At 35.5% G+C, this 24,695-nt stretch carries 28 protein-coding genes; 16 read left to right on the top strand and 12 right to left on the bottom strand.

What is annotated here, in order from left to right:
• Positions 1 to 21 precede the first annotated feature (21 nt).
• The 4 genes from QM524_RS01700 to QM524_RS01685 are packed head-to-tail and all read left to right on the top strand — an operon-like array spanning position 22 to position 3,119.
• Complete coding sequence (locus QM524_RS01700) at positions 22 to 960, top strand: DNA adenine methylase (protein ID WP_283343197.1); 939 nt, start codon at positions 22 to 24, stop codon at positions 958 to 960.
• Entirely contained in the window at positions 944 to 1,783 is an 840-nt protein-coding gene (locus tag QM524_RS01695) for a type II restriction endonuclease (protein ID WP_283343196.1), read from the top strand. Before QM524_RS01700 ends, QM524_RS01695 begins: the two co-directional genes overlap by 17 nt.
• Positions 1,784 to 1,791: 8 nt before the next feature.
• Positions 1,792 to 2,274 carry a DUF7004 family protein gene (locus tag QM524_RS01690; RefSeq protein WP_283343195.1) on the top strand — a complete coding sequence of 161 codons (483 nt, stop codon included), beginning with the start codon at positions 1,792 to 1,794 and terminating at the stop codon, positions 2,272 to 2,274.
• On the top strand, positions 2,232 to 3,119 hold the full coding sequence (locus QM524_RS01685; protein ID WP_283343194.1) for a DNA-methyltransferase: 888 nt from the start codon (positions 2,232 to 2,234) through the stop codon (positions 3,117 to 3,119). Before QM524_RS01690 ends, QM524_RS01685 begins: the two co-directional genes overlap by 43 nt.
• Before the next feature lie 191 nt (positions 3,120 to 3,310).
• On the opposite strand, the gene QM524_RS01680 is transcribed toward QM524_RS01685, so the two are convergent.
• From QM524_RS01680 to QM524_RS01650, 7 genes are all read right to left on the bottom strand, one after another.
• Entirely contained in the window at positions 3,311 to 3,460 is a 150-nt protein-coding gene (locus QM524_RS01680; protein WP_283343193.1) for a hypothetical protein, read from the bottom strand.
• Positions 3,461 to 3,532: 72 nt separating this feature from the next.
• Positions 3,533 to 3,838, bottom strand: a complete 306-nt coding sequence (locus QM524_RS01675; RefSeq protein WP_283343192.1) for a hypothetical protein — start codon at positions 3,836 to 3,838, stop codon at positions 3,533 to 3,535.
• Positions 3,839 to 4,256: 418 nt separating this feature from the next.
• Positions 4,257 to 4,523, bottom strand: coding sequence for a hypothetical protein (locus QM524_RS01670; RefSeq protein WP_283343191.1), 267 nt, complete (start codon positions 4,521 to 4,523; stop codon positions 4,257 to 4,259).
• The gene (locus QM524_RS01665; RefSeq protein WP_283343190.1) at positions 4,499 to 5,833 is read right to left on the bottom strand and encodes a helix-turn-helix domain-containing protein; all 1,335 of its coding nucleotides are present in this window, start codon (positions 5,831 to 5,833) and stop codon (positions 4,499 to 4,501) included. Before QM524_RS01665 ends, QM524_RS01670 begins: the two co-directional genes overlap by 25 nt.
• A gap of 223 nt (positions 5,834 to 6,056) precedes the next feature.
• Entirely contained in the window at positions 6,057 to 6,584 is a 528-nt protein-coding gene (locus QM524_RS01660; protein WP_283343189.1) for a hypothetical protein, read from the bottom strand.
• 266 nt (positions 6,585 to 6,850) lie between these two features.
• Positions 6,851 to 7,012, bottom strand: coding sequence for a hypothetical protein (locus QM524_RS01655; protein WP_283343188.1), 162 nt, complete (start codon positions 7,010 to 7,012; stop codon positions 6,851 to 6,853).
• Positions 7,013 to 7,080: 68 nt separating this feature from the next.
• A complete protein-coding gene (locus tag QM524_RS01650; protein WP_283343187.1) occupies positions 7,081 to 7,512 on the bottom strand; it encodes a hypothetical protein in 432 nt (143 codons plus the stop codon).
• Positions 7,513 to 7,703: 191 nt separating this feature from the next.
• Between QM524_RS01650 and QM524_RS01645 the strand changes: the two genes are divergently transcribed.
• Both QM524_RS01645 and QM524_RS01640 read left to right on the top strand, forming a co-directional pair.
• Entirely contained in the window at positions 7,704 to 8,063 is a 360-nt protein-coding gene (locus QM524_RS01645; RefSeq protein ID WP_283343186.1) for a GIY-YIG nuclease family protein, read from the top strand.
• Between the two features lie 974 nt (positions 8,064 to 9,037).
• Entirely contained in the window at positions 9,038 to 9,400 is a 363-nt protein-coding gene (locus QM524_RS01640) for a helix-turn-helix domain-containing protein (protein ID WP_166551005.1), read from the top strand.
• A 340-nt stretch (positions 9,401 to 9,740) separates the two neighbouring features.
• Here the strand turns inward: QM524_RS01640 and QM524_RS01635 are convergent, their stop codons facing one another.
• The 3 genes from QM524_RS01635 to QM524_RS01625 all read right to left on the bottom strand — a co-directional run bounded on the left by QM524_RS01635 (position 9,741) and on the right by QM524_RS01625 (position 13,363).
• Positions 9,741 to 10,346 carry a matrixin family metalloprotease gene (locus tag QM524_RS01635; RefSeq protein WP_283343185.1) on the bottom strand — a complete coding sequence of 202 codons (606 nt, stop codon included), beginning with the start codon at positions 10,344 to 10,346 and terminating at the stop codon, positions 9,741 to 9,743.
• 194 nt (positions 10,347 to 10,540) lie between these two features.
• Complete coding sequence (locus QM524_RS01630; protein ID WP_283343184.1) at positions 10,541 to 12,151, bottom strand: glycoside hydrolase family 43 protein; 1,611 nt, start codon at positions 12,149 to 12,151, stop codon at positions 10,541 to 10,543.
• Between the two features lie 210 nt (positions 12,152 to 12,361).
• The gene (locus QM524_RS01625) at positions 12,362 to 13,363 is read right to left on the bottom strand and encodes an amidohydrolase family protein (protein WP_283343183.1); all 1,002 of its coding nucleotides are present in this window, start codon (positions 13,361 to 13,363) and stop codon (positions 12,362 to 12,364) included.
• Positions 13,364 to 13,612: 249 nt separating this feature from the next.
• Between QM524_RS01625 and QM524_RS01620 the strand changes: the two genes are divergently transcribed.
• The 8 genes from QM524_RS01620 (at position 13,613) to QM524_RS01585 (ending at position 21,343) form a co-directional block, all read left to right on the top strand.
• Positions 13,613 to 14,206 carry an HD domain-containing protein gene (locus QM524_RS01620; protein ID WP_283343182.1) on the top strand — a complete coding sequence of 198 codons (594 nt, stop codon included), beginning with the start codon at positions 13,613 to 13,615 and terminating at the stop codon, positions 14,204 to 14,206.
• A gap of 94 nt (positions 14,207 to 14,300) precedes the next feature.
• Complete coding sequence (locus QM524_RS01615; RefSeq protein WP_283343181.1) at positions 14,301 to 14,891, top strand: TetR/AcrR family transcriptional regulator; 591 nt, start codon at positions 14,301 to 14,303, stop codon at positions 14,889 to 14,891.
• Between the two features lie 550 nt (positions 14,892 to 15,441).
• Positions 15,442 to 15,753 carry a DUF3817 domain-containing protein gene (locus QM524_RS01610; protein ID WP_283343180.1) on the top strand — a complete coding sequence of 104 codons (312 nt, stop codon included), beginning with the start codon at positions 15,442 to 15,444 and terminating at the stop codon, positions 15,751 to 15,753.
• Between the two features lie 41 nt (positions 15,754 to 15,794).
• A complete protein-coding gene (locus QM524_RS01605; protein ID WP_283343179.1) occupies positions 15,795 to 16,007 on the top strand; it encodes a hypothetical protein in 213 nt (70 codons plus the stop codon).
• Between the two features lie 93 nt (positions 16,008 to 16,100).
• On the top strand, positions 16,101 to 16,658 hold the full coding sequence (locus QM524_RS01600; RefSeq protein ID WP_283343178.1) for a dihydrofolate reductase family protein: 558 nt from the start codon (positions 16,101 to 16,103) through the stop codon (positions 16,656 to 16,658).
• A gap of 158 nt (positions 16,659 to 16,816) precedes the next feature.
• A complete protein-coding gene (locus QM524_RS01595) occupies positions 16,817 to 17,656 on the top strand; it encodes an oxidoreductase (RefSeq protein ID WP_283343177.1) in 840 nt (279 codons plus the stop codon).
• A 33-nt stretch (positions 17,657 to 17,689) separates the two neighbouring features.
• On the top strand, positions 17,690 to 18,604 hold the full coding sequence (locus QM524_RS01590; protein ID WP_283343176.1) for a helix-turn-helix domain-containing protein: 915 nt from the start codon (positions 17,690 to 17,692) through the stop codon (positions 18,602 to 18,604).
• Positions 18,605 to 18,856: 252 nt separating this feature from the next.
• The gene (locus QM524_RS01585) at positions 18,857 to 21,343 is read left to right on the top strand and encodes an outer membrane beta-barrel family protein (protein ID WP_283343175.1); all 2,487 of its coding nucleotides are present in this window, start codon (positions 18,857 to 18,859) and stop codon (positions 21,341 to 21,343) included.
• A 110-nt stretch (positions 21,344 to 21,453) separates the two neighbouring features.
• Here QM524_RS01585 and QM524_RS01580 read toward each other — a convergent pair whose 3' ends face one another.
• Together QM524_RS01580 and QM524_RS01575 are read right to left on the bottom strand one after the other, a co-directional pair.
• Complete coding sequence (locus QM524_RS01580) at positions 21,454 to 22,050, bottom strand: hypothetical protein (protein WP_283343174.1); 597 nt, start codon at positions 22,048 to 22,050, stop codon at positions 21,454 to 21,456.
• Between the two features lie 75 nt (positions 22,051 to 22,125).
• Complete coding sequence (locus QM524_RS01575; protein ID WP_283343173.1) at positions 22,126 to 22,896, bottom strand: TlpA family protein disulfide reductase; 771 nt, start codon at positions 22,894 to 22,896, stop codon at positions 22,126 to 22,128.
• 95 nt (positions 22,897 to 22,991) lie between these two features.
• Between QM524_RS01575 and QM524_RS01570 the strand changes: the two genes are divergently transcribed.
• Both QM524_RS01570 and QM524_RS01565 read left to right on the top strand, forming a co-directional pair.
• Complete coding sequence (locus QM524_RS01570) at positions 22,992 to 23,936, top strand: hypothetical protein (protein WP_283343172.1); 945 nt, start codon at positions 22,992 to 22,994, stop codon at positions 23,934 to 23,936.
• 135 nt (positions 23,937 to 24,071) lie between these two features.
• Positions 24,072 to 24,563: a hypothetical protein gene (locus QM524_RS01565; protein WP_283343171.1), complete on the top strand. Its 492-nt coding sequence runs from the start codon at positions 24,072 to 24,074 to the stop codon at positions 24,561 to 24,563.
• Positions 24,564 to 24,695: the final 132 nt, after the last annotated feature.

Below are 24,695 nucleotides of genomic sequence, written 5' to 3'. Positions count from 1 at the left end.
ATTTTGAAATAGTGTAAATGAATGAACAATAATATGGGAGAAATAAAAATTGCAAAACCATTTTTAAAATGGGCAGGAGGAAAAACACAATTAATAAATGATATTGGGTATTGTTTACCAAATAACTTAAACCAAACAAACTTTACATACATTGAACCTTTTGTGGGAAGTGGAGCAGTACTCTTTTGGATGCTCAATAATTTTCCGTCCTTGGAAAAGGCTGTAATAAATGATATTAACATAGATTTAATCAATACTTATAAAGTAATTGCCTCTTATCCAGCAAATTTAATTTCAAACCTCGAAGTATTACAAAATGAGTTTCATAGTTTAGAGGGTGATGAGGACAAAAAAAAGCTTTACTATTATGAGAAAAGGACAGTATTTAATACTAGAAATGCAGAATCGATAGAGCAAGCAGCCTTATTTATATTCATTAATCGAACCTGCTTTAATGGCTTATACCGAGTAAATAGTAAAAATGAATATAATGTACCTATGGGTGCATATAAGAAACCTACAATTTGTGACAAAAGTAATATTCTATCTGTAAGTGAAGCACTACAAAAAGTTGAAATATTAAGTGGAGACTTTGAAAAAACGCTAGAGCATACTACAGAGAACAGTATATTCTATTTCGATCCTCCGTATAAACCACTTACCACCACATCTAGCTTTAATTCTTATGCAAAGGATGAGTTCAATGATAAAGAACAAATTAGATTAAGAGATTTCTGTAATAAACTCGAACTTCTAGGACATACTTGGATTCTAAGTAATTCAGATGTAAGGGATAGCCTCGAATTTGGAGACTTTTTTGATAACCTATACTCAGATTATCAAATTCAAAGAGTGGAAGCTAAGAGAATGATAAACTCTAAGGCTGAAAAACGTGGAAAACTTACTGAACTATTGATAACAAATCATATAAAAAACAAAGACCATGTCAGAGCAATTTAATAAGTTCTTATCACAACTATCAGAAACAAATGCTACGCTTGATTACTTTACAGACTTTAAAAAAATAAAGAGTAACGTAAATAAAATCTCTATTAAGCTTAATCAATTAAATTATCTCATCGGTAAATCTAATTTGAAAGAAGCTGTATTTGAGCTATTTGACGAAAATCCTAAAGTATTTGAAGTATTAGATATACTCATTGCTGTCAGAAGAAGCAAAAAAACAAAAACCTTCAACAATAAAGGTGAAATAGTACTGATTGATTCCTATTTTTCTACTCCAGAGTTAATTTATACATATATAAAAGAAACAGGTTTAGAAGATGTTTTTATCAATAAAGATGTTACTAATCTTGTTGACTATGTATTCGGAATTGAGGTGGGACTAGATACTAATGCTCGCAAAAATCGTGGTGGTGAAAATATGTCAAAAGCAGTCTCGTTACTATTTGACAAAGCAGGTATTTTCTATAAAAAGGAAGTTAACCATACAGTTTTTACTGAGATAGTTAGCCTAGGTGCAGATGTAAAGAGGTTTGATTTTGTGATTAAAACAAATTTGAAAACATATTTGATTGAAACTAACTTTTACAATGGAGGTGGATCAAAACTTAATGAGGTTGCAAGAGCTTATTCTGATGTAGCACCTAAAATCAATCAGTATCATGAATATGAATTCGTTTGGATAACAGATGGACAAGGATGGCTCTCTGCCAAGAATAAATTGGAAGAGGCATATAATCTAATTCCGAGTTTATATAATTTATATACTCTTGAAAAATTCATTGAGAAAATTTTAAGTGAAGGGGTTGTGTTATTTTAATGTTCGATATGCTTGTAAAAGAATTAAGAGATAATAAGAAAATAATTTTTGACTCTGGAAGAATTGACGACTGGTGTGTATATATAGTACACCCTGATGGACGAAGAGTTGCTCCGCGAGATATTGACTATTTTAAATATTTTAGTCAAATAACAGAAAGCTATGCTAATAACAGTGTGTATGTTGACTTTGTTAGCATCTATGAAAACACTAGTAGTGATTTAGATAATCATTTATTATCTCTTATTGATGAGATTGTAGACCAATATCATGAGGATGATAAGGTTTTGGTCGAACTATGGTTTACTGTTATATATGCCGGTATGGTTGCTGAAGAAAATAAACAATACACTCGACTCGGAAAAAGGATTAAGCGATTAGGAATGTATCAATTATTAATTGAAAGGCAAACTGTTGAGTATGCAGCTAACTTTAGTAAAGGAAAAAGATGGACAGAACTAGATATGATAATGAAAAAAAACGGCTTTTGAATGAACATTTCTTTACTTCAAATGATGAATACTTTAACCTTATTAAAGGTGATGTAAGAAATGTTTTGAATGATTTAGAGCTTAAGTTTGATATGGTATTTGCTGATCCTCCATACTTTTTATCAAACGATGGATTAACTATTAAAAACGGGGAAATTACAAGTGTAAACAAGGGAGATTGGGATAAATCAGAAGGATTTGATTTTATTAATACCTTTAATAAATCGTGGCTATCATTAGTAAGAGATAAAATGAAGGATGATGCTACGATTTGGATAAGCGGTACCATGCACAATATTTTTTCATTAGGCCAAATTTTAACAGAGTTGGATTTTAAAATACTTAATGTTATAACTTGGGAAAAAACAAATCCGCCACCTAATTTTTCTTGTCGTTTTTTTACACATTCTACGGAACAAATAATTTGGGCACGTAAGAAAGCAAAGGTTCCTCATTATTTCAATTATGACTTAATGAAAGAATTAAATGAGGATAAGCAAATGAAAGATGTCTGGAGGTTTCCAGCAATTGCTCCTTGGGAAAAATCTTGTGGAAAGCATCCAACTCAGAAGCCGTTATCAGTTTTGGTAAGGTTGATACTAGCATCAACAAAACCTAATGCATTAATACTCGATCCATTTACGGGTAGCTCTACCACAGGTATCGCAGCAAATTTGTTAAATAGAAGGTTTGTTGGAATAGATAAAGAAGATGAATATTTAACAATGAGTAAAAACAGGAAGTTCGAAATTGAAAATATTGAAACAGCTAAGTTATATAGAAGTAAGATTGGTGGGTTTAGTGCAAATAACTTCCTAGAAAAGTTATTAATCGAGGAACAATAATTATGGAATATTTTTGTCTGAACCACGATAGATATCTGCTAGTATAAGCACACATTGTCTAAATCAAATAAAACCATCTCCCAATCTGCTTGAAATTGAGTAAGGAAGGTGGTTTTATCATTTTTAATACTTATTAATTTAGTAAACCTAAAAACCTAATAATACCATTTTATCAAATTTCTGTTTTCATGCTAAGATTTTTTGATAATCACTTGGGCTCTGTTTTTCTCAACAAACTTTTTACGCTCTTCAGGAGTCATTAGTTCGTGAGGCTCTAAAATGCCTTTATATCTAATTTTAGTGCTTCTAGTATCAGGTGTTTGAATAGTTTTAGTCGCCATGTCGGAAGTCATTTTAGTTAAACAAATATAGCTAGGAAATCATAGCAAAATTGTCTAAGGTGTACATAAATTTCAGGTGTCCAGTTGGTTAGCAACCTCTATAAATTGACAAAATCCCTTAATGGCTTGTTTGAGCTTTTTATTCTCAGTCTGTAATTCTTCTATTTCTTTGTTAGACTTGTGTCGGTGAGCGTTGTAGGTTTGTCTAAGCCCTTGTAACTCTTCTGTTTTCTCTCTGTAATCTCGTAAGATAAACTCAAATACAGATTGACCAGTTTTGATATTTTCTTTCTGCATAACTTGGTTCATGATTTCGACCAAGTCTGCGTTTTCATCGTTGTCCAACCCACGAAGGGTCATTGTTGAGAATTGCTTCATTTTGATAGGATTAAAAAGATGATGACTAAAAATGCGGTAAATACGTTTGCGACTGTTTCTGCCAGCAGTTCGACTTCTAGGTGTTCTTTGATTCTTTTCATTGTTAGAGAAGCTTGTGAGCTTTGTTTTTGCAATTGGCTTTGTGCGTAAGTTGAATGTTGTAGTTAATCACTACAAGAATGTATTCGCAACTATCAATTTCTATTAGAGATATTCCATGTTGTATCTGTTGATAGGGTAGAATGTGTCTGTATCTTACTGGTGGGGATTCTTTCTGAGAAAAAGCTGTGATCGCCAGCACGGAGAGTATTGCTACAATCAAGGTGTTTTGAGATTGAAATTTCATTTTGCTATCAATTTAGAGTGGACTTTTGCCTGAGCGGTTTTTGATCGGTGTGAGCTGCCTTGAATTTTGCTATCAATTTTGTGAGTTGCACATTAAGAACCTTTTCAAAGTCTTATCGTATTGGGCAATCATTTTGCCATTGTAACCTACTTCGTAGATATAAGCATTGTCTATTGGGTCTTTAAAACCGCTCACAAGCTTCGAGGCTGCTTTGAGGCGTTCGGAACTATTTCTACCGAAGATGATTAAATCGGATGCTCCTTTGATTGGAAGCCATACTCCGTTGGGTAAGATGTACTTAAGTTTCCATTTCACTACTGGTGCTGTTGTTGATTGCATGGTCTTAGAAAGTTAGTTGTTTTTAGAAAGTAGTTGAATTTTTGTACGTAGTCGCTGTTGGTTTTCACACTCAATTTGCGACTGTAATATTGGGCTAATTGGGTAATATCCTTGATTTTATTCCCTTGACCACGTGGTACAACACCCGTCATTGGGTATTGCATCATAGTCAATTTGGCACGCTCAAGCTCTTTTTCGAATTCTATCTCTCTTAGTGACTTTTCGGCTTTTTTAGCCCATTGTAGCACTACCAAGAATCCTTGTTTTTGGTGTGTTCCGTAGTCTTTTAAGAAGTATTTTGTTGGGTGATATGCCTCTCTATCCTTGCGAGCGTCAAAAGCTTGCTTTTTATCTGCCCAATACTGGAGGGTCATGCTATAAATCTGCCAGAATTCGAAGGTATTCTCCTTTGGATTCTCATTTTTAAAGCCATTAAACACGTCTCTGTGAATCACTTTCTTGATTTCGGACTCAATTGGGGTATAGTTGCGTTGTGGGTAGAACACATCTTTCACATATTTCCAGAAGTTGTTTACAATCGTAGCCTTTTCAAGGTCAGTTAAGCCCTTTGGCTCTGGTTTTGGTGCATTTTGATAGCGAATCTTGTTTAAAGTGCCTTTGCGGTAAGCTTCAAAACGTTCGTCCGAACTGATGAAAGAATTTTCGGCGCCCCCCGTGTTTTTTTCTTGGCAACTTTCTTGGTCATTTACAAGGTTTTGGGCTATTTCTTGTTTTTCTTGGCCATTTTCTTGGTGTCTTTCTTGGGATAGATTTTCCACATCTTCCGCTATATATGAATTATTTAAATTTTCTATTTGGTTACTTAAGTGTGGCAAAGTTTGCACCTCAGAGAGGGAAAAGGCTTTCAAAATGGTAGTTGGTTTTTCTGACCAGCTTTGGATTTTTGGCTTGAATTGGTCGATTCCAAGCAATAACCAGAGGTTTAGAGCTATCTTATAGCCATTAACTCTACCTTCTTCAAACTCCTCTACAGTAATGATCCCGTAGGTGCTTAGGCGTGCTAAATGGTCTTGTACAGCCCTGCGGCTGCAACCACATAGGTTTGCCAAATCCCAACGAGTAATTTGTAACAAGGGCACACGGTCAGAATCAGCCCACAAAGGACTATTCATACAGTTCCAAAATTGCTTGAGGTACAAGTGTGCAATAGATTTTAATTTTGATAGATGTGGTTCACGCAACATGGTGCTTTTGGTAACGAATTGTACATCGTTATGCTCTCTCACAAAAGCATGATACCTTTCGATTACCTGTCCAAATTGGTGACTAAACGTTTTTTCAATTCTCATGGTTGTTTTTGGTATGTAGTGACAAAACCTCGCTTGTCAGGGCTTAGAATCATCACTACGCTATTTCCCGTTGTTTCTGCCAGAGAATCGAACTCTGAGGAATTTCAAGGACGAAAATCCCTTCCAAAACAGACTTTGTGCTGATAACTTTACTGGTTATACGTCGGTAAACAATCCCCACTCATAAAGGAATGGGGTTGTTCCAACTCTCTTTCTAAATAAACTAACACTCAGTTGGTGGAACAAGGATATACCCACCGTTTGATTCTTGATAATGATATTCTTTTCGTGGGTCGAGTCGAATAGAACGACCATCCTTTAGTAAGAAAATTTGAAGGGTTGTGCCCATCATGATTCTTTTAGCTATCTGATCTGAGAGGTCTACACACTTTTCTCTTCTTTCATCCTTAACCTCCTTTATGATTTGCTCCAATTCAATCTGTCTAGTTGCCCTTGGTCGCTCTGGACTAACTATCGGTTGCACGACAACATTTGGGATTCGTGGTCTACTTCTTCCTTTGAGCCAATCTTGCAGGACAAAGTAGGGATGCTCGTACTGCCTATGGTTAGCTACAATCTCCACCATGATGTCGTACAAGTCCATGACATTGATTTTACAAGTGTCAAGCTTATAGTTTTCGTGGAAAACCCTAGAGTTCAGCCCAATTTCAATAAGCTTTTTTCTAAAGAGTTCTTGGTCACGAAAGCACATGGCATCATAGACTTTGTTGAGGATATTCGGACGTTTCATAGGTATAAGGAATCTTGTCAGTGGCTCTTTCGTAGAGCCACATCCCAAATACAACCAAACAAACTAAATCAACTAAAACAGACATTTTACAAACAGTTAGTAGGTGGTCGTCTATTGTTCTTAAAGTACCAAGCCATGAGTAATCCCCCGATTACGAAGCCAGCATAAATGTGAAAATCGCTATTCATGAGTTTAATATTAGAGTTGAAAATGACAAAATTAAGTAAAAATCAACTCATCAGCCGAATACCAACTTGTTGGGATGCTTACTCATCGGTATCCTTTCCGTAAAGTAAATCTTTCAAAAACTCAGAGCGATTAAGGACTTCACCTAACATCGCAATCAAAAAAGCACCCAAACACATTGCAAGTATAAACTGCATAAGTGGGTCAGCGGACAAAGAGCGAATTAATTCAGGTATATTCATGGTGTAATAGAGGGTTAAATGAACGTAATGAACTATTAATCTGAATAAATGAAAAGGTTACAAGGTTATTAATTGAATTCACCTCTCATGCAAGCTTCCACGTTTTGATGAAATTTTTGCCATTCTTCAGAATTGCGTACATATCCGTAATTCTTTAAAGTAATTTTATTAATTAACCTTTCTGAAAAACCCGTATTAAGTAGACTTTCCTCTGGATGAACATCAAAAATAGAATCATAAATCATCATTGTGTATGTAAATACTTCTAAAGAAATGATGTTCTCCAAAGGGAAGTTTGAAACAGTAGCCTTAAAAATCTCAAACTTCGCAAATGCCCTTTCTGGCTTCTCTGACTCAAAAATAAATTCTTCAATGACTTTTATTGCTTCTGAAAGAGAATGAGTAATCTCATCTGGGTATTTCAGTGCCTTTGTGTAACGTTTTTCTGTCAATAGTTTTAGAATCTCAATTCTAAGGGATGCTCTTTCTAGGTTTGTCATAGTGTAAAAAGTATGAGATTTTATTGTTATTAACACTCTGTTTAACTGTTAATTCAATCAAATTAAATTCACAATAATTTTATATAGAATAGTCACATTTGTCTATCTTTAAGAAGGTGGAAAGAAGAGAGTTCTTCTCAGGTTACTCTCTTTAAGCCTTTCCAACCATACACTTAAAATAAAAAACAGTAATGGCCTACAACTCTCTTAATTCTCAGACTGCACAGTCTATTATTAGTCAAATTAACCAATGGCTAATCAAAAAATCACTTATTTTTACTGACCACCAAAGATGGTATATTGGAATTACAGATGATCCTGAAAGAAGACGCAAGGAACATCTCCGAAATTCAAAAAAAGAAAAGTTTGATGTCAAACACTTTCATTTTTGGCACGCAAAAACAAAGAGAATTGCACGTTCCATCGAAACTTGGGGACATCATCAAGGAATGCTTGATTCTGACCTTGAGGGAAACACGAACGATGACTCTTCATATGTTTATGTATACAAAAAGTACCCATTACTCAAACCAAAACGACCGTCGAAGTAGGCGCTATCATAGCAACATCTATTCTTGAAGCTTGAACAATGCTGATGATATTTTTCAGCCTTTGTTCAGCCGAAAAATCTTGGCACAATAACAAATTTATTTCCATAAAGGCATTGTGATAAATGGCATTTTGCTTCTTAAGGACACTGTTCCTTTTTTCAAGAGCCTTTTTGTATTTGTTAAAAGATGTCATTGTTATTAGATTTATGTGTGACTATTAATTAAATAAAGTGCGTAAATTGAAAAGAAGACAGGGGTGGAAGTAGTAAATACCACTCTAAACCCCACCCCGTAATCGTCTTCCTCATTTCCCCTATACTGAACTGTGTAGGGGAATTTTTTTGTGAACTCTCAAAGGCAATAGTAGGGAAATACATTCCCTACCGTGCAAGCAATAGAGTTCTAAACCATCATTTGCCTTTTGGGCAATATCTACATTGTTGATAGTTGTAATTTTCGTCTTTACAACTGCAACTACTATCTGAATCACCAAAACTTGAAGAAAAAAACAATAGAAAAACAAAAGTCCAGAACATGATTTCTTCTAACATAGTCATAAAATTTAGGTTCAAATGTTTGTCAATTTTTTAAGGGTACAAGGATGTAAAATTGTCTATGTAATAAATCCTAAATACTTTGTTATGCACCTTCAAGCTCAAGTAAAACTCGCAGAAGCTCTATTTCATCTCTTGTCCATCCAATCTCGCCTGAAATCTTGGACTGAAAATTTCTTTCTTTGTATCCGTATCTTGTACATAAGGTGTTCTTTATCTGTTTTCGGTCAACTCGTGCCAGAGAACGATAGGCTTTTTTGATGTCATCCTTTGAAACCATAAAGATTTAATATTTTAATAGATTTTAGACTAAAAAATCGAATAAATCATATTAAATTCGGATTATATTCGTTTTTATTGCGTTTTGTACGCACAAATATCATATAAAAATCCGAATTAAAAAATAAATCAGACAAAAATATGAAAAATTTTTCTGAAAAATTAAAGAAAGCCCTAAAAGCCAAAGGAATGACTCAAGGGAAACTCTGCGAGGAGATAGGTATGTCGATGGATGGATTTAAAAGAATGGTGGATGCTGATAATATAAAGGTCAAGACATTAGAGCAAATTTGTGAGGTGTTGGGAGTACCTTTAAATTACTTTTTAGAGATAGAGCCTGTAAAAACTGAACCAGTTGGGTTTTGGAAAAGACTGATTGAAGAAGCTACTATGGAGGCACAGAATTGGAAGATACGAGCTTATCAACTGGAAGAGCAGCTAGGTAAGAGCGGAAATTTTAAGTATGTTAGTAGAAGACAAGGCGTGTTGGCGAGTGTGGCATAGGCTTTTTTTTTGCCCCATTTACTAACATTTTTACTAACATTTGCAAGTTTAGGCTTGCAAGCCCCTGATTCCCAGCTAGGTTCGAATCCCTACGAGACCACCAAAAGCGAGTCAAACGACTCGCTTTTTTTGTTTTTTCTGCCTGAATAGCTCCTTTTGTCGAACATACAATCATTAGCAATTTTTTACCGAAAATCTTAATCTCAATGATCATTTAGGGTGTCTCATCACGTAAAGTGTAACCGCATATAGATTAATTATTCTCGTATTCTGCTTATTTTTATATTGAGAGCTAATTGCAGTTACTGATATCTTATTTCATCTCGATAATCCCTTTCAATCACAGTTTCCACCCTTTTCCTCTTAAATGCTTTTTACAATCTTTACAAAATTCCTTTTCTTCATTCGTAGGATTTTTGCCTTCTGCATCTCTCATAAAACAATGTTTTTGTTTGCAATGGGGCAATCCTTGTGTATGCCCAAGCTCGTGAATGGCAACCTTAAATAGTTGTTCCTGCCTTGTGTTTTTCTCTAATCGAAAAGTTGATGCGACACAGGCTTTTCCTGGACAATACCCAAGTCCCAAGACTCCAAAATCATTATTTATGCCTTTTGTGGCGCTAATATCCTTACTTGTCAGGCCAATAAAAACAAAATCATGAGCTTTGGATTGATTGAGAAATACTAAAATTGAGTCAGCTCTGTAGCGATTTCTTGTTTTGTAGTAGGCTTGTTTTGGAAGGTTAATTTTAGGAAGGACAACTACCTTCGGATAAAATGATTTTATCTTTTGCTCAACATACACTACGTCCTTCTCTGGAATACCTGTAAAAGGCTGAATAGCAATGGTGATAGCAGCTTCAGTTTTGTGGTCTTTTTGAATACAATAAATAAGACCACTGGCATATACGGTCAACAGAAACGCTATTTTAAGGTTTTTGAACATACGGTTTTTCGGAACAGGGGCTTTAAGATAACTCGCTAAGGCTCTAATTTATTAAACAAACCTCTTATTTATTAATATTTTGGGTATAGTCTCACCCTTTGCTATTGACACATTGATTGCTTCAACCGCAAGAGTTACTTTTCCATTGCTATCTAATCTATGCAAAGACACAACTCTAAACTCATCAGCTCTCCTTACCTCACAAACAAATATCTCATAAAATCCACATCAATATATCCCTCCTCCTGATGAAGATTATAGTTATAGATGCCTATCCTGTCGCCACGATAACTTCCCCATGTCATTTGACTTTGCCCTCCGAATGAAATATAGTCTTTCCCGTTCAAACTGTATTCATACTGATTAATTCCTTCATAGTTCCATGTTGATTTTAGCCAAATGACTTTATGAGAAATTTTCGGTCCAACGGTCTCTATATTTTTATAAGTAAATACTAAACTTCTAGTGTCCCCTAATTGCTTTATTCCGATATTAGCGATTGAAGTTGTTGAAAAATGTGTTAATCCTGCTTGTTGCCCATTTTTCATCTGAGAGATATCGAGCTTGACCACCACCTCACATTTTTGGGTTCTCAAACTGCGCTGGGTAATGGTATTGCCCGCTCTCATTAAAATATCTGTGGAATCTTTAGGATTAATTGGTTGAAAAGCATGGAGACGTAAATACCCTTTTCTTTCTTTCAATGACCATTTGGATGCTCTTGGCTGATAGTTCCACTCCCAATCAGGAGACAAAGTAGTTCCAGAAAAAGAATCATAGGTTTGGTTGGTTAATTTGTGCTCTTTCCGAATAATTGGTTTTGGTGCTGACCACAGCATTGTCCCAATCGTGCCATTGCCAACTTTCCCCATTATTGGCCAGCCATCAATCCATGTAATAGGCAATAAACTTGCGGCTCTTCCCTCCCAGTCGCCCGTGCCGTGATGGGTAAAAAACCACCAACTCCCATTTTTCAATTGAATCAAACCTCCCTGATTGGGTTCTTTGTCAAGTTTTTTGTTTACATGGTTGAGTTGCGTTATTTGCCAAGGTCCTGAAAGACTTTTGGCTCGCTCCATCATTATCACGCGTCCTTCCTTGTTTACCTCACTAAAATAATGATAATACATTCCATTAATTTTATAGAGCTTATTAGCCTCACTTCCTTGCGATTGATGTATAATTTTATCTGATTCCATGATTAAGCTTTTCCCATCAGGCGTCATCTTAAACAAATGGATATTATATTTTTTATGATTGATTTTGTCCTCCTCAAAATTTGTAGCGATAAAATATAATTGTCCATCATCGTCTAGAAACGAGCAACAATCATCCCAACCCTGAACCTTCCATACTTGATGCAATGGCTCCCAAGGACCTGCAGGATTTTTGGCCGAACACATAAAGAATCCATCTTCAGGTGTTCCAAAATAAACCCAATATTTCCCCTTGTAGTATCGAATCGAACCTGCCCAAACTCCTTTGCCATAACTATTCATTTTATTCCAATTCAATTCTTGATTGATTCTGGTAAGATCATTCACTACATGACTGATTACTTTCCAGTTTACTAAATCTTTGGAATGCAAAACTGCCATTCCGGGCGAAACTTGTAAGGTAGAAGATATGGCATAAAAGTCGTCTCCTACACGAATAGCATCCAAATCACTAAAATCGGATGGTAATACAGGATTGTGAAAAGTGCCATTTCCTTGATCGCCCCATTTGGCACTAAATTGTGCAAACACAGGTGTATTGAATGAAAACAAATAGAATATGATTATACAAAAAATAGATTTTAGCATTGATTCAAGAATTTGGTAATTTATCCTTTAACAAAAATGTGTTAACACACATGAAAGGTTAAAATGATAATTATTACTCAATTCGTCTGAAAGATATGTGCTAATGTAGAATTGCGCGTGGCGAATTGTGAATGCAATTATTTAATTATCAATACTTTACACTTACAATCCACCACTTGCAATTCAATAATAATTCCTAAGTCGTGTTCTTTACTTAAACTTACTAGCATCTAAATTGAAAAATCTCACGGCATTATTAAAGAAAATATCACGCTTTTGGTCTTCCGACAAATAGTTGGCGCTTTCAATTACTTGAATTGATGTTTCCAACAATTTTGGCCAAATCATAAGGTCTGTTCCGTACAAAATTCTTTTCCCAAAACCCGCTTGTACCAGTCTTTTCAGATAAGCATGGATTTCTTCCAATGGATAACTCCAAATAAAGCCTGCCAAATCGACATATACATAGGCATTTGCACCCATCAAAGCAATCATTTCGTCGGCCATTGGATAGCCTGCGTGCATTACCCAAATTTTTAATTTTGGATGTTTAGCCAACATATCTTCTAACAAAAATGGACGACCCAAAGACGCTCTGTATTTTGGATTACTAATATTGATATTGCCATTTCCGCCTGTACCCATGTGAATACCCACAGGCACGCCAAGACGTTCGGCCACTGCAAAATATTCGTCTAAACTTATATCACTTGGCGACATACCTTGATATTGTGGAGCCACTTCTCCCATCACTTTATAAAATCCAGCGTTCAATGAATCTTCAAAAGCTTTGACGGTCATGTCTTTATTACTACTAATGCCCAATGATGGAATGATACGATTTGGCGCAGCTTTATGCCAATTATGAATCACACCCGCATCGCCACTCACAATCATGGTCACATTGAGTCGCTCGGCAGTGGCCAATAAAGTTTCCTGCATTTCCTTATCTGTTTTAGCAGCTTTTAAAGGATCTGGACAATCCAAATTAAAAATAGAGGGATTTTCTCCATGATTGTGAGGATCTGCACCAGGCATATTTTTCAAAAACCATGGACAAAGATCTCCCGTATTAGGATTAGCCTTGAACGCATGTACATGTACGTCGATGATTGGATAATGTTTTTTGGGAGCCTGAGCGTACAAATGGTTTTGGATTGCTAAAACGAACAGTAGGAATAGCAACTTGGGGATCATGTAAATATTTTTCATAATGGGATAGTAAAATAGTTGAGTAATATACTTCTAATGTCACAAGTTGAGACATTAGGCGAATTTATAATATTTTACTTTTATTATGGCAATATTTTCCCTGAAAATTACAATAATATTATTCGCATGAATATTCAAGCTTGTACGAACGAGCTTTCAAAAACAATGAAAAGACAATTAGCCAATATCCAAATCATCATTCTACACATTGAATGCTTACCTTTGTGTACAACATTAAACTAGGTCAAGATGATTTCTGATAATTTACTCAAGCAAATTGCCTTTATTAAGGAAATAGATAAGGTTAAGTATATCCAAAGAAAGACAAAGCTTTTTAATAGCGATAGAAACGAGAATGATGCCGAACATAGCTGGCACTTAGCTATTATGGCGGTAGTACTAGCTGAACATTCTAATGAGAATATTGATGTTTTGAAAGTCGTAAAAATGCTTTTGATTCATGATATTGTGGAAATTGACGCTGGCGATACTTTTATTTACGATACGCAAAAAAATCATACCAATACCGATGAGGAAAGGCTGGCTGCAAATCGAATTTTTGGTTTGCTACCGAAAGCACAAGCTGAAGAATTAATTGAGATTTGGGAAGAGTTTGAAGCTGGCGAAACCAAAGAAGCTAAGTTTGCTAAAAGTATGGACAGATTGGAACCGTTATTGCAAAATACCTCTAATAATGGTGGTACTTGGGCAGAGTTTGGGGTAGATTACGACAAAGTGTACAACAAGAAAAAGGTTATTAAAGACGGTTCAGAAGTCATTTGGGACTATGCCGAAAACCTGATTAATGAAAGTGTTGAAAAGGGTATTCTCAAAAAAATATAGAGGGCTATTGGGTTGGGACATTCAGTTATTGGGTTATTATTTTTCATAAGCTCAATGACCGAATGTCAAAATCAATAATTTGATTTTACAAACTATGAAGAAATCAGCGGCGACTAGATTAATGATTTTAGAAAAAGCATTTGAATTAATTTATGCAAAAGGTTATCAAACCACCAGCATCGACGACATCATTGCTACCACCAAAGTGACCAAAGGCGCTTTTTATTACCATTTCAAAACCAAAGATGAAATGGGACTTGCAATCATTAATGAACTGGTAAAGCCCCAGTTGACAAACGGCTTTATGTTAGCTTTTGAGCAAACAGAAGACCCACTCGAAGCGATATATAATTTGATACACCATCTACTTTTAGAAAACGATTTTTTAAAGGTAGAATACGGTTGTCCAGCCGCAAACTTGACCCAAGAAATGACACCATGGCACGTTGATTTTAGTGGAGCGTTACAAGAAATTACGCAACTGTGGAATGCACATATGATTGCAGCCATAGAAAAAGGAAAGTTAAATGGCGTAATCAGACAAGAAATAGTTGCATCAGGTGTTACTTTTTTTGTGATGTCAGGGTATTGGGGCATCCGAAATTTCGGTAAATTAGAAAATAGCAAATCTATTTATCTCCCTTATTTAAAGGAACTTAAAGCATATCTCAACGCGCTTCGATAATTTTTTATTCAAAAAACATACCAATTAGTATGTTTTTTGAATACCTTTGTTACATCAAACAAATCAAGCGATGTATCAAACTCTTATTTCCTATCACAACCTCATGCGGTGGTTCGTCTTGGCGAGCCTAATTCTAGCTATATATCGGGCATATCGGGGGTATGTCACGAAAGCGATTTTCTCAAAAACGGATAATACCATACGGCATTGGACAGCGACGATTGCCCATATTCAATTGATGATTGGTATGACACTCTATTTCCATAGTCCAATAGTGAAGTATTTCATGCGACATTTCAAGGAAGCCGTTTCTCGATTCGAAATGACTTTCTTTAGCCTTATTCACAGCACTTTGATGCTAGTGGCGATAGTCCTTATCACAATTGGCTCTGCCAAATCAAAGCGACAAACTGCTAACTCCGAAAAATTCAGGACTATGCTTGTTTGGTTTTCCGTATCACTCCTACTTATTTTCATGGCTATACCTTGGCCTTTTTCACCATTTGCACACAGACCTTATTTCAGGTAGAACCCTTTATTTTGATCTCAAATGTTTACATTATTCAAAACAAAACTTGGACGTATACGCATCATCGGTTTCTTAGAGGGGCTATCTCTTTTGGTGCTCATTTTCGTGGCAATTCCTATGAAACATCTTTTTCATAATCCAACTCTCTCGAAATTCTTAGGTCCGATTCATGGGGCTATCTTTCTGGTATTTGTACTCAATACGATGAGTTTGGCGATTGAACAAAACTGGAAATTCAGAACAACCACTTGGAAAATTATTGTAGCTTGTTTTATCCCTTTCGGCACATTCTATATTGACCATAAAATTTTCAAACACCTCAAAGAGTCATGAATAGATTTATTGAAAATTGACCATAAACAAAAGCATCAATCATGGTATTTGTTTTTAAAACCAATATTTCAAATCGCTGGCAAACAAGACGCCTTTGTAAGCAATTTGAAGAACAATTACAGGTCTCAAATTTGAGCTTTGATTTGGAAGATTGCGATAAAGTTCTGCGTATCGAAAGCTCATTTGAAGTATCCAAACAAATCATACAACTCATGCAAGAAAATGGATTTTCTTGCGAAGAGCTCGTGGATTAATCCAATCATCATTTTGTCGTATTTACCAGTTAAAATCGACGCAATCAACTTGGTTTATCAGTCATCAGCTATGTAATTTTAAAACAAAAAACTATGAGAAAATTAAAATTACAAATGCAAATTTCTGTTGATGGCTTTGTAGCTGGTCCAAACGGTGAAGAAGACTGGGTTATCAGAGGCGATGATAAACATTGGCAACTCATCAACGATTTGGCAGATAGCTCAGATACAATATTGATTGGTAGAAAAATGGCTGAAACATTTATTCCTCATTTTGAGAATTTTGCAAAGGAAAATCCCAAATTTGAGTTTGCGCAAAAAATGGTGAATACGCCAAAAGTCATTTTTAGTAAAACGCTCGTTGCTCCCTTTGGAAGCAATACTACTTTCGCAAGTGGAAACTTGGCAGATGAAATTTCACAACTCAAAAATCAGGCAGGAAAAGATATATTGGTGTATGGTGGTGCAAGTTTCGTATCATCTCTCCTAGCGGGCGGGCATATCGATGAAATGTATTTATTAGTCAATCCCATACTTATTGCCAAGGGTATGCGTATTTTTGATTTGCTTAAAAATCGTCAAACCCTAACCTTAGTAAGCGCTACCCCTTCATATACGGGGGTGACGGCTATGCACTATCGGTTTGGATAATGGTGAATTGTGGATTAGCTTATTTAATTTTTCAAAAAAATAACCTTTTTTCAACATCAAAATTCCTCCACTCACGATTCAGCTACATCATAGATGGATTGGGATACTTTTTTGAGGGGTTCATTGAGCAATTTTGCATCAACAAAATAAATAAAACAATGAACACAGAAAAAGTATGGTTTGTAACAGGAGCTTCAAAGGGTTTGGGGCTTGCTTTAGTAAAACAGTTATTACAGGCTGGATATAAGGTAGTGGCAACTACTAGAAGTATACCAGCCCTTAATGCCGAATTGAGTTTTGGGTTAGATCAACTTCTTCCGCTTGAGGTGAATCTGACTGATAGTTTGGACGTTAAATTGGCAATTGAAAAGAGTATTGCACATTTTGGCAAAATCGATGTCATCGTTAATAATGCGGGATATGGTCAATTAGGTACCATCGAAGAATTGACAGATGAAGAGGCTCGACAAAATTTTGATGTCAATGTCTTTGGTGTTCTCAATGTGATTAGACACGCTATGCCGTATTTTCGTGCTCAACAATCGGGACATATCTTCAATATAGCTTCAGTCGGAGGATATGTTGGTGGCTTTGCAGGATGGGGTGTGTATTGTTCAACTAAATTTGCAATGGCTGGTTTTACAGAGGCTTTGGCTGAGGAAGTCAAAGAGTTTGGCGTAAAGGTTACACTGGTATATCCTGGCTATTTCCGCACTGATTTTTTATCAAAAGGTTCTCTTAGAATCCCTCAAAATGCCATCCAAGGGTACAAAGAGGCTCGCGAATCTGAACGTGTACATCTCAATGCAATTGCGGGTAATCAGCCCAATGACCCAGATAAAGCTGCTTCAGCTTTGATTAAAGTTAGTAATGAACAAAATCCCCCTGTTCACTTGTTGTTGGGAAAGGATGCCTATGACATGGTTCAGCAAAAAATTGACTTTATGACAAAACAAGTTGAACAATGGAAAGAGGTTTCCATCTCGACAGCATACTAAATTCTCAATTTCATATAATACCCTAAACTTCACATGGAGCATACATTTCGTTTTAATACCATCGCAGAATTTCATACATTTTGCCAATTACCCAACCCCGAACACCCACTGATTAGTTTGATTGACTACAGCAAGGTACAATATCCTGATTTGGGTGTACAAATGAAATGGATTCAAAATTTTTATACGATCGGATTAAAACGAAATGTCTCTGGGAAGTTTAATTATGGACAAACGCAATATGATTTCAATACAGGTCTGTTGAGTTTTGTGGCGCCACTACAATGCTTGAAAGTAGAGATTAATCCCCATGTGGAGGTTGAACCTACAGGTTGGCTTTTAATAATTCATCCTGACTTTTTGTGGAACACAAATCTGAGTAGCAAAATTAAATCTTACGATTTTTTCAATTATGCTGTCAATGAAGCTTTGTTTATGTCAGACAAAGAGGAAAACATTATGGTTGAAATTCTTCAAAAAATACAAGCCGAATACCAAGCCAACATAGATAGGTTTAGTCAGGATTTAATTATAACTCAACTCGAACTATTATTGATTTACGCTGAACGGTTTTATGAACGACAATTTCATACAAGGAAAAAAACGTCGTTTGAACTTTTGGATAGGTTTGAGCAAATACTCGATAAATATTTTGCACAGAATACCTTATCCGAAAAAGGAATCCCTACGGTTTCTGATATAGCTGAACAACTCCATATTTCTCCAAACTATTTGGGGACGATTTTGAGAATTCATACTTCTCAAAACACTCAGCAACATATTCAAAATAGGTTAATAGACCATGCAAAGCAGTACTTGAGTACTACTAATTTGTCGGTGAGTGAAATCGCTTTTCAGTTGGGCTTTGAGCATTCACAATCTTTTAATAAACTGTTTAAGCAAAAGACTAACCAAACACCCTTGGAATTTAGGCAGTACTTTAATTAGTTGAATAAGTCTTTGAGAAAACTTGACCATTGAAACAAAAGCGGCAAATACGGCTATCGTGTTGCATCAAGAGATATAAATGCCATTCTAAAGAATCGTAGTATTCTATTTAATCCCAGCAGATTCGCCCTTCTGCTGGGATTTTTTGTATTCTCTTGTAACCTATTCAAAAATTCTTGCATCCAAGCCTTATATATCTTAAACCTATCAAAAAAAATAAAAGCATACAACTAAACTTAATTCTTCTCAATCATGAAAACATTTTTTTACGCTCTTCTGACTTTAATGACTTTATCTAACTTGAGGGTTCAGGCACAGGGGAAAATCACGGGACAGGTTACAGACAACAAAAATAAAATTGTAGAATTTGCGACCATTACACTTTTACAAGCCAAAGATTCTAGTTTAGTCAAAGGCGCGTTGGCAGATGCTAACGGTACGTTTGAATTTGAAAAAATCAAGTTTGGCAATTATTTAATCGCTATTTCTCAGTTGGGTTATCAGAAGTTTTACACGCCAAAATTGACTCTTTCACCAGAAAACCCATCGCTCAGGCTTTCCGATTTGATATTGATCGAAGAATCAAAGGAACTAAACGAAGTAGTGGTTACGGCTAAAAAGCCCTTTATCGAACAACAAATTGACAAAACCATTGTCAATGTTGAAAACTCCGTTGTTTCGGCAGGAAATACCGCTATTGAGATTTTGGAAAAATCACCTGGTGTAACGGTCGATAAAGATGGAAATATTTCCCTGAAAGGTAAACAAAATGTCATGGTAATGCTTGACGGAAAACCAACGTATATGTCATCCAGTGATTTGGCAAATATGCTTCGCAATATGCAATCGACCCAGTTGGACAAGATTGAAATTATGACAAATCCACCTGCCAAATACGATGCCGCAGGCAATGCAGGCGTGATTAATATTCGCTTGAAAAAAAATCAGAATTTAGGATTCAATGGTTCTGCCAATCTTGGATTAGGTTATGGATTTTATCAGTCATTACCCAAAGAAAATGCTAGTCTAAACCTTAATTACCGCAAAGAAAAGCTTAATATATTTGGCAATTTCTCGGCAAACGACCGCCAAAGTTTTCAATTACAAGAAATTGATAGAAAATTCTTCGAAAACGGAAAAGTAACATCAAGTTTTAATCAGACGGCAGACGAGAAACGAAGGAATAATTCGTTGGCTTATAAAATTGGAGCAGATTATTTTCTTGATAAAAAAAATACCATTGGTTTCTTGTTTAATGGCATGAATGGCAATTGGAATACCGACAGAAATAACCAAACAGCCATCAAAAATGCCATGAATCAATTGGACACTACGTCGGTAACACTAGGAATTATTAGAGATAAATGGGCGAACTATTCCTCTAATCTGAACTTCAAGCACGTGATTGATTCTACTGGAAGAGAAATCACCGCAGATATGGATTATGCTCGTTATGATGCAGATAACTCGATGAAATATCGAACTTCGAAATACGATACGCAGAACATCCCACGTGAAACGCGCAATGAAGATGGTTTAACAGGCTCAAAAATCAATATTTACTCCTTAAAAGTTGACTTAATTTATCCCATCAACAAGACTTCAAAATTTGAGGCTGGCCTAAAAAGTAGCTACGTCAACTCGAATAACGATATGCGTTTTGATTTCTTGGTTGGTGACAATAACACGCCTGTGCTTGACCCCTCTCGCACCCGTAATTTTGTGTATAAAGAAAACATTAATGCTGCCTATATCAACTATTCTAAAGAATTCAAAAGGCTAAATATGCAATTAGGATTACGCATGGAAAACACCAACGGACAAGGGACTTTATTGGGAAAAGATTTGCTTGATAGACATTATACCAACTTTTTCCCAAGTGTATTTTTCCGTCAAAAATTGGCTAAAAATCATCAATTGGGATATTCTTTCAGTCGACGTATCGACCGACCAAGCTATGAGGATTTGAATCCTTTCCTATTTTTCTTGGACCCATATACTTATCAACGTGGCAACGAGTTGTTACAACCGCAGTATACCAACGCTTTTGAGGTATCACATACTTATAAGGAGAGTTCTACTACTACCATCAACTATAGCAAAACTGAAGGTGTAATGACTCAAATCTTGGAGCAAAACAATGCGCTAAAGACTACCAATGCCACCAAAATAAATATTGGGTATGTAGAAAATCTTGGGATTTCTTTTTCTTTGCCGTTGCCTATTACCAAGTGGTGGTTTAGCAATACCTATTTTAACTTATACAATAATCACTATGTTGGAGCTATTCCCAAAACCACCATTGCGGCTGATGGATCATCAACCACTGTTTTTGAACCCTTTAATGCCCGTGCGACTAGCTACACAGCCAATATGACACATCAATTTACCTTACCTCGCAAATATTCGATGGAATTGAGTGGGTGGTATCTGTCGCCATTTATTGAAGGTCAACTCGCTGGAAATCCGATGGGAGCCGTATCTTTTGGCATTCAGAAAAAAATGATGAACGACAAAGCCTCTGTCAAATTAAATATCAATGATATTTTCTGGACCCAACGTTTTAATGGTGTTTTCCTTTTTAATGATATCGACGTTCAGTTGAGAAACAAATGGGAAAGTCGTGTGGTTCGTATCAATTTTTCATATCGTTTTGGAAATAGCAAAATTGCAGGAGCAAGACAGCGAAATACAGGTTTGGAAGACGAAAAAAATCGCGTAAAAAGTGGAGGTAACTAGACTTACGGAACAGGGTATTTGTGGTTAAAATATGTCTTTATCAATACCCTTATTTATTTTAGTGGGCGACTTAAATCGCCCACTAAAATAAATAAGAAAATAACTAACTATCAATCTATTACCGAAAATAACACGTAGTCTTTTTTTTCAAACCCCTCGTACTCAGGCTTCAAAACGATATACATTGCTGATTCAGACAATCTATCGCCAAACTCAATCATTTCTACTTCTTGGTCATGCAACATTCTTTTGACTCGTCTGGTCGGTTGATACTCTTTTAACTTATAATCTCTTAGAATTGTATCAAGACATATCTTTGCTTCCTTATCTTTTGCCACAAAAGAGTTCTCTGAACTTGATTCTACAACAAAAAGTACGTCATTCATGATAAAATAGCCACTGAAAGTAACCTTTTCAGTCTTGAAGAAATTGGTACTACATACAGTCGCATAATACTGTTTTTGAGTTTTACCATTCGACAATGTTTTTTGTTCTTCCCTTAATAGAATAAATTTTGTTTTATCCTTTTTCAAGGCCTTCCAAAGAGGATGATCGTGCAAGGTAATACGGTTATAGTACGCATATATTGCCTTTGTAACAAGCGGATTATCCATGGCATACTCAACCATTTCACATTGAGAAAACGTCAAATATCCGCTTGATAAAAACAATAAAAGAAATGATAGCTTTTGTGAGATATTTTTCATAATTGTAGTCAACAGGTTTTATTTCAAGAACACCAATAACTGATTATCAAATCAATAAAATTTAATACTTTCACCTTATTTCAAGTATTTAGCCAAATAATAGGGTAAATATCTTTCTCCATCTGAAAAAACTTTCAAAATACGCCCTGATTTTGATACGATGATATGTGTGGGAAAACTGTTAAAACCCAAAGTATTTTCGATAAAATTTTCTTGATTAGCCACGGTAGCATAATTGAAACTTTTTTTACTTAAAAACTCTTTGAGATTTTTTTCATCGTCAAGTGCCAAACTCAAAAAAACTATATCATTACGGAGATCAAATACTTTAACAATCTTATTCATAGCAGGCATCTCTTCCACACATGCATGGCATCGAATAAACCATGTTTTCAATACAAGAATTTTGCCTCGAGTGTTCTGATTATCATATCGCTTTCCTTTCAAGTCGAGCATATTAAAAGAAGGAAAGGCTTGACCTTCATAACTCATAAAATTCTTCTCTATTTCGGCAAATTGAGCGACTGTTGTGAGAATCTGGTCATTCGTAGAAGATTTATCCTTATCCAATCTGTAAAGTTTATAGAAAACCTTACCGTCCTCCTCCTCTCGGATTGGTATATAATCTTTTTGGCTTAAGCTTTCTAAAAAATCCACTCTCGATATTTTATCACCCTGTTCGTTCAAGGGGATAAAGTCTGCACTAAGTCCTGTATTTTGGTTAAAGTATGTTAGATAGGACATAAAATCCTTCAGAAAGGGATAATTCTGAGGTTTATTTTCGCAACTCAAAAATGAAAAATAGAGTACCAAACTTAAATACCTATAGGCTTTAAAAAATCGCATATCAATTTTTATTTACTACACTCAAATTAATCATTTTTCATATTTAATTCACTAAATTCAGCGATTACTATATTTTATTAACATTTATCAATCAAATGTCATCAATCCTTACACTATCGTTCCTAGAGGTAGAAAAGCGTTTAAGCCAAGCGCAGAAAGCACTTCTCTTTTGTTTTTCAAAGCACCAACGAACTAATTATATTGATTCATACTTTTTGTGGTACGAGGGCGACACCAATCTTGATAAAATTAATTTAGAATCAGACAATTATGATTTTGAGTTAGCTGGAATCATTGTTGACGGTAACCTCACATGTGAGAAAATATTGAATTATGAAACCGACTATGGAGTGAACTTGATTGTTTTGGGACATTTGAATGCCGACTTCATTGCAGTTGGTGGGCAGCAAGTTTTTGTTCAGGAAGATTTGACAGTTCAACACCTATTTGTCGGTTCTTATAATCACGGCAACCTTGATGTCCTAGGCGATTTTAATTGCCCAATTGTGGTACTCGATGATTATGATTGTTTAGTTAGGGGAGAATTTTACGGAAATGTTCTCGGTTGGGGAAAAACAATAGAACTTTTACACGACGGTGAAACTCAATATGTTCCAGATGGAGATTATGATTTTGAAGATTTTTTTGATGAGCCATATTTGAATGCTTGGGGAAGTATCAATTTTAGTTTAATCGTAAGCGATATTGCTCATGATATAGATGTACTCCGAAAATATGTGTTGAATCCAGAAACAGATTCAATCACTCCTGAAATTATTATAGAATCTTCAAAATCGTCTGTTTTTCAAGGAATTAGCACGGACGAATACGTGGGCGTTTATTCTACTAAATATAAGTCTCATATTACTGATAATTCTATGGAGTTATCAATCCTAGAATATGATGACTCCTTTAAATATTCGCTCATTGGGAATCAAGTTTCTGTCTTTCACAAAAATAGCGAAGATACAGAGTTTGTAAAATTGACGCTAGGAAGTAATGTCTACCGAAAAGCTAAAAGAGTCCTTTTAGCAATTTGATTAATTTCCTTTAGTGAGCTCCATCTGTCGCCCACTAAAAGAAATAACACTCTATTATACAACAACTTACAAAACAATCATGTTTTTTTGTATATTTAGGTAAATGTATCTCTTCATTTCCTAAACCCTACAAATATGATGTTTGGACTTACCTCACTCGGAATCATTCACACATTAATCAGCCTTATAGCTGTTTTTTCTGGTGCTATTTCTCTTATTAAACTAAAAGAAATCACGTGGAATAATTCAATTGGTAAAACGTATGTTATTACCACAATTCTTACCTGTCTGACAGGCTTTGGCATTTTTCAACATGGTGGATTTGGCAAGCCACATGTACTTGGGATTATTACCTTGGCAGTGTTAGGACTAATTTATCTTGCGCAAAAATCGAGTCAACCACTCGGAAAATATTCACCCTATATTGAAAAAGTTGCTTATTCACTGACCTTCTTCTTTCACTTAGTACCTGGCGTAACAGAAACAACAACTCGTCTACCATTAGAACATCCATGGGCAAGTAGTCCAGATGACCCATTAGTGGCAAAATTAGTCGGCATTTGTCTTGTCTTATTTTTGGTTGGCACAACATTTCAAATAATAGCTTTACGTAAAAAACTCTCTTAATTCCATTTCCAATAAAGCTCTAGTGTTTAGAGCTTTATTGGTTTATAAACTTATCATCTCAACTTCTTTTTGCCTACCCTGCCTTATCTGTTAAACATTTGCATGCAGAAATGAATTTAAGCAAATTGCGTA

This window comes from Flectobacillus roseus, assembly GCF_030056595.1.
Classification (GTDB): Bacteria; Bacteroidota; Bacteroidia; order Cytophagales; family Spirosomataceae; genus Flectobacillus; species Flectobacillus roseus.
The sequence above is the reverse complement of the archived record's forward strand: the minus strand, read 5'-3'. Positions and strand labels throughout refer to the sequence as shown.

What these genes read in the sequence shown, in the direction of transcription:
- QM524_RS01650 (WP_283343187.1), bottom strand. Translation starts at nt 7,512, where the DNA reads ATGACAAACCTAGAAAGAGCATCCCTTAGAATTGAGATTCTAAAACTA.
- QM524_RS01665 (WP_283343190.1), bottom strand. Translation starts at nt 5,833, where the DNA reads ATGAGAATTGAAAAAACGTTTAGTCACCAATTTGGACAGGTAATCGAA.
- QM524_RS01585 (WP_283343175.1), top strand. Translation starts at nt 18,857, where the DNA reads ATGAAAACATTTTTTTACGCTCTTCTGACTTTAATGACTTTATCTAAC.
- QM524_RS01575 (WP_283343173.1), bottom strand. Translation starts at nt 22,896, where the DNA reads ATGCGATTTTTTAAAGCCTATAGGTATTTAAGTTTGGTACTCTATTTT.
- QM524_RS01565 (WP_283343171.1), top strand. Translation starts at nt 24,072, where the DNA reads ATGATGTTTGGACTTACCTCACTCGGAATCATTCACACATTAATCAGC.
- QM524_RS01670 (WP_283343191.1), bottom strand. Translation starts at nt 4,523, where the DNA reads ATGCAATCAACAACAGCACCAGTAGTGAAATGGAAACTTAAGTACATC.
- QM524_RS01690 (WP_283343195.1), top strand. Translation starts at nt 1,792, where the DNA reads ATGCTTGTAAAAGAATTAAGAGATAATAAGAAAATAATTTTTGACTCT.
- QM524_RS01570 (WP_283343172.1), top strand. Translation starts at nt 22,992, where the DNA reads ATGTCATCAATCCTTACACTATCGTTCCTAGAGGTAGAAAAGCGTTTA.
- QM524_RS01700 (WP_283343197.1), top strand. Translation starts at nt 22, where the DNA reads ATGAACAATAATATGGGAGAAATAAAAATTGCAAAACCATTTTTAAAA.
- QM524_RS01640 (WP_166551005.1), top strand. Translation starts at nt 9,038, where the DNA reads ATGAAAAATTTTTCTGAAAAATTAAAGAAAGCCCTAAAAGCCAAAGGA.
- QM524_RS01695 (WP_283343196.1), top strand. Translation starts at nt 944, where the DNA reads ATGTCAGAGCAATTTAATAAGTTCTTATCACAACTATCAGAAACAAAT.
- QM524_RS01660 (WP_283343189.1), bottom strand. Translation starts at nt 6,584, where the DNA reads ATGAAACGTCCGAATATCCTCAACAAAGTCTATGATGCCATGTGCTTT.
- QM524_RS01605 (WP_283343179.1), top strand. Translation starts at nt 15,795, where the DNA reads ATGGTATTTGTTTTTAAAACCAATATTTCAAATCGCTGGCAAACAAGA.
- QM524_RS01590 (WP_283343176.1), top strand. Translation starts at nt 17,690, where the DNA reads ATGGAGCATACATTTCGTTTTAATACCATCGCAGAATTTCATACATTT.
- QM524_RS01620 (WP_283343182.1), top strand. Translation starts at nt 13,613, where the DNA reads ATGATTTCTGATAATTTACTCAAGCAAATTGCCTTTATTAAGGAAATA.
- QM524_RS01645 (WP_283343186.1), top strand. Translation starts at nt 7,704, where the DNA reads ATGGCCTACAACTCTCTTAATTCTCAGACTGCACAGTCTATTATTAGT.
- QM524_RS01610 (WP_283343180.1), top strand. Translation starts at nt 15,442, where the DNA reads ATGTTTACATTATTCAAAACAAAACTTGGACGTATACGCATCATCGGT.
- QM524_RS01635 (WP_283343185.1), bottom strand. Translation starts at nt 10,346, where the DNA reads ATGTTCAAAAACCTTAAAATAGCGTTTCTGTTGACCGTATATGCCAGT.
- QM524_RS01685 (WP_283343194.1), top strand. Translation starts at nt 2,232, where the DNA reads ATGGACAGAACTAGATATGATAATGAAAAAAAACGGCTTTTGAATGAA.
- QM524_RS01615 (WP_283343181.1), top strand. Translation starts at nt 14,301, where the DNA reads ATGAAGAAATCAGCGGCGACTAGATTAATGATTTTAGAAAAAGCATTT.
- QM524_RS01625 (WP_283343183.1), bottom strand. Translation starts at nt 13,363, where the DNA reads ATGAAAAATATTTACATGATCCCCAAGTTGCTATTCCTACTGTTCGTT.
- QM524_RS01655 (WP_283343188.1), bottom strand. Translation starts at nt 7,012, where the DNA reads ATGAATATACCTGAATTAATTCGCTCTTTGTCCGCTGACCCACTTATG.
- QM524_RS01675 (WP_283343192.1), bottom strand. Translation starts at nt 3,838, where the DNA reads ATGAAGCAATTCTCAACAATGACCCTTCGTGGGTTGGACAACGATGAA.
- QM524_RS01630 (WP_283343184.1), bottom strand. Translation starts at nt 12,151, where the DNA reads ATGCTAAAATCTATTTTTTGTATAATCATATTCTATTTGTTTTCATTC.
- QM524_RS01580 (WP_283343174.1), bottom strand. Translation starts at nt 22,050, where the DNA reads ATGAAAAATATCTCACAAAAGCTATCATTTCTTTTATTGTTTTTATCA.
- QM524_RS01600 (WP_283343178.1), top strand. Translation starts at nt 16,101, where the DNA reads ATGAGAAAATTAAAATTACAAATGCAAATTTCTGTTGATGGCTTTGTA.
- QM524_RS01680 (WP_283343193.1), bottom strand. Translation starts at nt 3,460, where the DNA reads ATGGCGACTAAAACTATTCAAACACCTGATACTAGAAGCACTAAAATT.
- QM524_RS01595 (WP_283343177.1), top strand. Translation starts at nt 16,817, where the DNA reads ATGAACACAGAAAAAGTATGGTTTGTAACAGGAGCTTCAAAGGGTTTG.